Source organism: Streptomyces fuscigenes, from assembly GCF_021556455.1.
Lineage (GTDB): Bacteria > Actinomycetota > Actinomycetes > Streptomycetales > Streptomycetaceae > Streptomyces > Streptomyces fuscigenes.
This window is the reverse complement of record NZ_JAKGCV010000302.1, coordinates 1-6846: the sequence shown is the minus strand read 5'-3', so window position 1 is coordinate 6846 and position 6846 is coordinate 1. Positions and strand designations below refer to the sequence as shown.

At 74.6% G+C, this 6846-nt stretch carries 5 protein-coding genes and 1 riboswitch; of the genes, 3 read left to right on the top strand and 2 right to left on the bottom strand.

Features of this window, described 5'->3' with window-relative positions; translation table 11 throughout:
- Window positions 1–2335: ribonucleoside-diphosphate reductase subunit alpha (locus L1885_RS20630; protein ID WP_235798650.1), on the bottom strand; the 2335-nt coding region annotated here is incomplete at its 3' end.
- A 157-nt stretch (window positions 2336–2492) separates the two neighbouring features.
- A riboswitch (cobalamin riboswitch) is annotated at window positions 2493–2572 on the bottom strand.
- A 137-nt stretch (window positions 2573–2709) separates the two neighbouring features.
- Between L1885_RS20630 and L1885_RS20625 the strand changes: the two genes are divergently transcribed.
- A complete protein-coding gene (locus tag L1885_RS20625) occupies window positions 2710–3297 on the top strand; it encodes a Uma2 family endonuclease (protein ID WP_235798649.1) in 588 nt (195 codons plus the stop codon).
- Window positions 3298–3366: 69 nt separating this feature from the next.
- Window positions 3367–3951 carry a Uma2 family endonuclease gene (locus tag L1885_RS20620; RefSeq protein ID WP_372481987.1) on the top strand — a complete coding sequence of 195 codons (585 nt, stop codon included), beginning with the start codon at window positions 3367–3369 and terminating at the stop codon, window positions 3949–3951.
- A 40-nt stretch (window positions 3952–3991) separates the two neighbouring features.
- On the opposite strand, the gene L1885_RS20615 is transcribed toward L1885_RS20620, so the two are convergent.
- Entirely contained in the window at window positions 3992–4489 is a 498-nt protein-coding gene (locus tag L1885_RS20615; RefSeq protein ID WP_235798648.1) for a GNAT family N-acetyltransferase, read from the bottom strand.
- Window positions 4490–4791: 302 nt separating this feature from the next.
- On the opposite strand from L1885_RS20615, the gene L1885_RS20610 reads away from it, so the two are divergent.
- Window positions 4792–6846: CASTOR/POLLUX-related putative ion channel (locus tag L1885_RS20610; protein ID WP_235798647.1), on the top strand; the 2055-nt coding region annotated here is incomplete at its 3' end.

Here is a 6846-nt window from a genome sequence, read left to right as displayed (position 1 = left end):
CGGGCGCGGCCGGGGCGGCGGCGCCCGCGGCCGGCGCCGCCTGCGGGGGTACCGAAGCGGTGGCGGTGCGGCCGGCGGCGGCGCGCGCGATGCGCGTGGCCGGGCGCGAACGCAGGTAGTACGTGGTCTTCAGGCCCTGCTGCCAGGCGTACGCGTACATCGAGCTGAGCTTCCCGATGGTCGGCGTCTCCATGAACAGGTTCAGCGACTGGGCCTGGTCGAGGTAGGGCGTACGGGCGGCCGCCAGGTCGATCAGCGCGCGCTGGGGCAGCTCCCACGCGGTGCGGTACAGCGTCCGCAGCTCGGCGGGCGCCCTGTCGAGGCCCGCGACCGAGCCGTTCGCCTCGCGCAGCGCCTCGCGGGTCGCCTCGTCCCACAGGCCGAGCTGCTTCAGGTCGGCCACGAGGTACGGGTTGACCTGGAGGAACTCGCCCGACAGCGTCTCGCGCTTGAACAGGTTGGAGACCTGCGGCTCGATGCACTCGTAGGCGCCGGCGATCGACGCGATGGTCGCGGTCGGGGCGATGGCGAGCAGCAGCGCGTTGCGCATGCCCGTCCCGGCGATCCGCCCGCGCAGCGCCTCCCACCGCTCGGGCCAGTGGTGGGTGGTGCCGTAGTGGTCCGGGTGCAGCACGCCGCGTGCGGCCCGGGTCTCTTCCCAGGCAGGCAGCGGCCCGTCCTCGGCGGCCAGGTCGCAGGACGTCTCGTACGCGGTGAGCATGATGCGCTCGGCGACGCATGTGGACAGCTCGCGGGCGTCGGCCGAGTCGAACGGGAGCCGCAGCGCGAAGAACACGTCCTGCAGCCCCATCACGCCCAGCGCGACCGGCCGCCAGCTGGAGTTGGACGTCCCGGCCTCGGTGGTCGGGTAGAAGTTGCGGTCCACGACCCGGTCCAGGAAGCGCACGGCCACCCGGACGGTCGCGTCGAGGCGCTCCCAGTCCAGGGCCGTGTCGACGCCGGGGTACCCGGAGGGCCCGCGCCGCACGAAGGCGGCCAGGTTGACCGACCCGAGGTTGCACACGGCGGTCTCGGAGTCGTCCGTGACCTCCAGGATCTCGGTGCACAGGTTGGAGGAGTGGATGACCCGGCCCGGCTCCGCCGTCTGGTTGGCGGTGCGGTTCGCGGTGTCCTTGAACGTCATCCAGCCGTTCCCGGTCTGTGCGAGCGTCCGCATCATCCGCCCGTACAGCTCCCGCGCGGGCAGCGACTTGCGGGCCAGGCCGGCCGCTTCGGCCGCACGGTAGGCGGTGTCGAAGGCCTCGCCCCACAGGTCGGTGAGCCCGGGCACGTCCGACGGCGAGAACAGCGACCAGTCCCCGTCGGCGGCGACCCGGCGCATGAACTCGTCGGGGATCCAGTGCGCGAGGTTCAGGTTGTGCGTGCGGCGGGCCTCCTCGCCGGTGTTGTCGCGCAGTTCGAGGAACTCCTCGATGTCGGCGTGCCACGTCTCCAGGTAGACGGCCGCGGCGCCCTTGCGCCGGCCGCCCTGGTTGACCGCGGCGACGGACGAGTCGAGGGTGCGCAGGAACGGGACGATGCCGTTCGAGAGCCCGTTGGTGCCGCGGATCAGCGAGCCGCGTGAGCGCACCCGCGAGAACGGCAGCCCGATGCCGCCGGAGTGCTTCGAGAGGCGGGCGACCTGGTGGTAGCGCGTGTAGATCGAGTCCAGCTCGTCCAGCGGCGAATCGAGCAGGTAGCACGACGACATCTGCGGGTGCCGGGTGCCGGAGTTGAACAGCGTGGGGGAGGAGGGCAGGTACGCGCGCCGCGACGTCAGCCGGTACAGGTCGGCGACCTCGGCGAGCGCCGCCCCGGAGGTGTCGCGGGCGAGTCCGGCCGCGACCCGCAGCAGGAAGTACTGGGGCGTCTCGATCACCCGGCGGGTGATCGGGTGGCGCAGCACGTAGCGCGTGTACACCGTCCGCAGGCCGAAGTACTCGAAGCCGTCGTCCGCCCCCGGGTCGACCAGGGCGTCCAGCGCGTCGCGGTGCGCGGCGACGAACGCGGCGGTGGCGTCCGCGATCAGCCCCTCGCGGTGGCCGACCCCGATCGACGCGGAGAACGACACGGCGCCCTCGCCCGCGGCCTCCTCGGCCACGGCGCGCGCCAGCAGCCGGGCGGCGAGCCGGCTGTACGCGGGGTCCTCGGCGATCAGCCCGGCCGCGGCCTCGGTGGCCAGAGCGAGCAGTTCGGCCGTGTCGGCCCGCGCGCTGCGGCCGCGCAGCGCGGCGGCGGCCACCCGGCCCGGCTCGGCGTCGGGCAGGTCGGCGGTGAGGTCGGTGAGCGTCCGCAGCAGCTCGGCCGAGACGGGTTCCGCGGGTGCGATGGTCACGCTGGTGGCTCTCCCTCGCTGGGCCGGGCCACGCGGGGCGGGGCACGGTGACGAGGGCGCCGCCCGGGCAGGGCAGGCACCACCGCGTCCACCGACCCGCTCCACGAGGTCCGGACGTCCTGGCAGCCCCGGCACGGCGCAGGGGCGGCTGCCGGCAGGTGGCCGGACTGTGCGGACGTGCCGGGGGCACGCCGCGTTCACCGTTGCGGGACAGTCCCGGATTCGCACCGGGTTCCCCTGCGGCGGCAGCGGGATGAGCATACATCTGGGTGCGCGCGGCGCAACGACCACTAGATGTTGTGGCGCGCGGCGCTTTGGTCGCCCGGCTGTCGGCGTCCTGGGATAGGGTTTCGAGGGTGGAGGAGGTGCTTCTCATGGCCGCTGTGAGCCACGAGCGCTGGATCGTTCCCGAGGAGTTCGAAGAAGCCGCGGAGTTGCTGGCGGGGCGGCTGACCAACGTGCGGCTCGAGCTCATCGACGGCCAGATCAGGAGCAAGAGCGTGCCGGGCCCCGAACACGGGCGGATCATCGAGTGGCTGACACGCATCTGCCTGCAGTCCAGGCCGAAGCTGTGGCTCTGTCCGGAGCAAGGACTCAAGGTACAGGCGTACCGCCGGGGGCGGGCCCGGCCGGACGGGGTGCTCGCCGAGAGCGGCGCGCTCCTCGGCCGCGGGGAGTGGGCCGATCCGGAGGGCGCCGTTCTGATGACCCTCGAAGTGACTTCGTACGACCGCGACACGAACGCGCGCGACCGGGTGGAGAAGCCGGGTGCGTACGCGCAGGCGGGTATTCCGGTGTATCTGCTGATCGACCGGGACGCGTGCGAGGTGCGGGTGCACAGTGAGCCGGACGGGGTGCGCTACGAGAGTGTGCGGGTGGTGCCGTTCGGCAAGGGCGTGGAGTTGCCGGACCCGGTCGGGATCACCCTCGACACCGAGCCGCTCACGCAGTGGGTGCGCTGAGGGACACCGCGACAGCCAGGACGAACGAGCGGCTTGGGCTGTCGTTCAAGGGCAGAGGAGGTGCTCCCCATGACCGTTGCCGACCACGAGACGCGCACCTTCACGGACGACTTCGACAGGGCCACCGCTGCCATGGCGCGCACCACGCGTGCGATCAGGCTCGAACTGTTCGACGGGAAAGTGCGAACCAAGGTAGTGCCGGACGGAGATCACGGGCGCATCATCCAGTGGCTCACGCGTATCTGCATGCAGCACGACTCGCAGCTCTGGCTCCATCCCGACCAGGGGCTCAAGGTCGAGCAGTGCCGGAAGGGCCGGGCCCGGCCCGACGGATCGCTCGCCCCCATGGACGCGTTCGTCGGGCAGGGCGAGTGGGCGGAGCCGGGCGACGTGATCATGACCGTCGAAGTGACTTCGTACGACAGTGACACGGACGGGCGCGACCGGGTGGAGAAGCCGGGTGCGTACGCGCAGGCGGGTATTCCGGTGTATCTGCTGATCGACCGGGACGCGTGCGAGGTGCGGGTGCACAGTGAGCCGGACGGGGTGCGTTACGAGAGTGTGCGGGTGGTGCCGTTCGGCAAGGGCGTGGAGTTGCCGGACCCGGTCGGGATCACCCTCGACACCGAGCCGCTCACGCAGTGGGTGCGCTGAGCGGAGCCCGGGAGCGACCTCCGCCCGACGACCCTCCGGGTCAGCCCTCGAAGGTGAACGCGTAGGCCAGCAGGGCGACGTCCGGCCGCGGCGACCAGTCGCGCGACGGCTCCCGGACGAAGCCCATGCGCTCGTAGACGCGGTGGGCGGCGGTCATGCGCATTGACGTGGACAGCACCAGGGCCCGGTGGCCGGCCTCGCGCGCCCGCGCCAGGCACGCGCGCACCAGCGCCTCGCCGACACCGCGCCGGCGCGCCGCGGCCGAGACGACCAGCAGGCGGAACTCCGCCTCGTCCCCGCGTGCCACCTCCGCCCAGGCGGTCCCGGCGTCCGCGTACGTGACGGAGCCGAGCAGCGTCCCGTCCGCGTCGACCGCCGCCAGCACCGCGGTCTCGGCCGCGCGCCCGGCGGCGGTGCGCAGCCGCTCGACGTACGGGTTGCCGGCGTCCACCAGGCCCTCCCCGACGTAGACACCGGCCGTCAGTTCGTCTATCGCCGCGTACTCGCCCGGCTCGGCCGGCCTGATCGTGAAGTCCATGCCACCAGTGTGGGGGAGGGCCCGGGCGGCGGTGTCCCCGGGCCGCCGCGGCGGGGCCGGACGTGGCGCGCCCGGCGGGGCCGGGAGGAGCGCGTACGGCGGTGCACCAGGTCACCGGCGGGACGGACCGGGTCCCGGGTGGGCGCACACGGGCAGCCGGTGCGCCCACCGGTGCGCTTCCCCGAAGGAGTGAACCGGCCGACGAATGCGGTGTGTCCGCGTGCCGCAGGCCGCACTGTGCGGAGGCGGGAGGGGCCGCAGCCGCGCGGAGCGCGGCGCGAGGCGAAAAGGGTGGGGTGGGAGTGGCACGACCCAAGGGGCGGGGGCCGGTTCCGTTACGGGACCGGGCGCGCTACCGCTTCGACCGCACGCTGGCCCGCAGCACCGGCACCCTGATGGGCTGGCTGGTCGCCACGTGCCTGGCGTTCATCCTGCCCGTGAGCGTGGCTCTGGTGTGGACGGACCCCACGGCGCCCCGCTCGGTCGCGGGCCGGCTCGCGGCGGCGTGGCGCACGAGCGCGGAGACGCTGCGCCTGGGTTCGGTGCCCGGCACGCTTCTGGGCATGGCGCTGTCCGCCCTGCTCGGTGTGGTGGCCCTGCTGGGCGTGTCGACGCTCGTCGGCGTGATCACCACCGGCCTCGCCGAGCGGATGGCGGAGCTGAGCCGCGGCCGCTCGACGGTGCTGGAGCACGGCCATGTCGTCGTCCTCGGCTGGTCGGACCAGGTCGCCACGGTGGTCGGGGAGCTGGTCGCCGCGCAGGCGCGCCACCGTCCTCGCGCGATCGTCCTGCTCGCCGACCGGGACAAGGCGGAGATGGAGCGCACACTGGCCGCGGGGATCGGGCCGCCCCGCCGCACCCGGCTGATCTGCCGCAGCGGCCCCGCAAGCGATCCCGCCGTCCTCGCGCTGGTCAGCCCGGCGACGGCGAGCACCGTCCTCGTGCTGCCCCCGGCGGAGCCGACGGGCGACGCGGAGGTGCTGCGCATCCTGCTGGCGCTGCGCGCGGTCCTCGGCGGCGGGGAGAGCGGCCCGCCCGTCCTCGCGGCGGTGCGCGACGACCGGTTCCTGGCGCCGGCCCGGCTGGCCGCGGGCCCGCGCGGCACGGTACTGGAGACGGACACGGTCACGGCCCGGCTGATCGCGCAGTGCGTCGGCCGCCCCGGTTTCTCCCTCGTCCTGCGGGAGCTGCTGGACTTCGCGGGCGACGAGTTCCACCTCGCGGACGCGAGCCGCTTCCACGGCCGGCCGTTCGGGGCGACGCTCCTCGGCCACGCCGAGTCGTGCGTGGTCGGGCTGCTCACGGCGCAGGGGCGCACGCTCCTCAACCCGCCCGCGGACACGCCCGTGCAGCCGGGCAGCCGGCTGATCGTGCTGGCCGAGGACGACGACACGACGCGGCCCGAGGACTGCCGCCACCTCGTCGACCGGTCGGCGGTCGCGTCGGCCGCCGTGCGGCCCGAGGCGCCCGCCAGGCTGCTGCTGCTCGGCTGGAACCGGCGCGCCCCCCTCGTGCTCGACCAGCTGCGCCGCTCGGCCCGGCCGGGTTCCGTCCTCGACGTGGCCGGCGGCCGGGCGGTGCCCCGCCCGCGCGGGCCGGGGCCGGCGGGGGAGCTGCCACCGCGCCCGGGCCCGCGCGAGGTGCCGGCGGGGCCGCCGGGCGCTACGGGGGCGGCGCTGGAGGGGCGGGAGCCGGTCCCGGGGCCCGCCCCGGGCGAGCGGCTGACCACGCGCTTCTGCACCGCCCCGCTGGGCCGCCCCGAGACGCTGCTCGGCCTGGACCTCAGCCCGTACGACGGGCTCGTCGTCCTCGGACCCGACCCGGGCGCCGGTCCGGACCGCCCCGACGACTGGACGCTGGTGACGCTGCTGTCCCTGCGGCTGCTGGAGGAGCGCACGGGCCGCGAGATGGGCGTGGTCACGGAGCTCGTCGACGACCGCAACCGGCCGCTCGCGCCGGTGAGTCCGGGCACCGACGTCATCGTGAGCGGGCAGCTGACCGGGCTGCTGATGGCGCAGATCGCGCAGAACCGCCATCTGGCGCCCGTGTTCGACGAGTTGTTCTCGGCGGAGGGCACCGCCATCGCCCTGCGCGAGGCGGGCGCCTACGTCCGCCCCGGCCGCGAGGCCACGTTCGCCACCGTCGTCGCGGCGGCCCGCGACCGGGGCGAGTGCGCCATCGGCTACCGCCGCCGCGATCGCCGGGCCGTGGCGCCGGACCACGGCGTCCGGCTCAACCCGCCCAAGGCCGAGCGGCGGGTGTGGAGCGCGGAGGACGAGATCGTCGTGGTCACCTCGGGGCCCGCCTCGGCGGACGGGGACGGCGGCGCGGGATCGGGCCGGGACGTCGCGCCCTCC

Coding starts and splice junctions, on each gene's coding strand:
- L1885_RS20625 (WP_235798649.1), top strand. CDS start 2,710: ATGGCCGCTGTGAGCCACGAGCGCTGGATCGTTCCCGAGGAGTTCGAA.
- L1885_RS20620 (WP_372481987.1), top strand. CDS start 3,367: ATGACCGTTGCCGACCACGAGACGCGCACCTTCACGGACGACTTCGAC.
- L1885_RS20615 (WP_235798648.1), bottom strand. CDS start 4,489: ATGGACTTCACGATCAGGCCGGCCGAGCCGGGCGAGTACGCGGCGATA.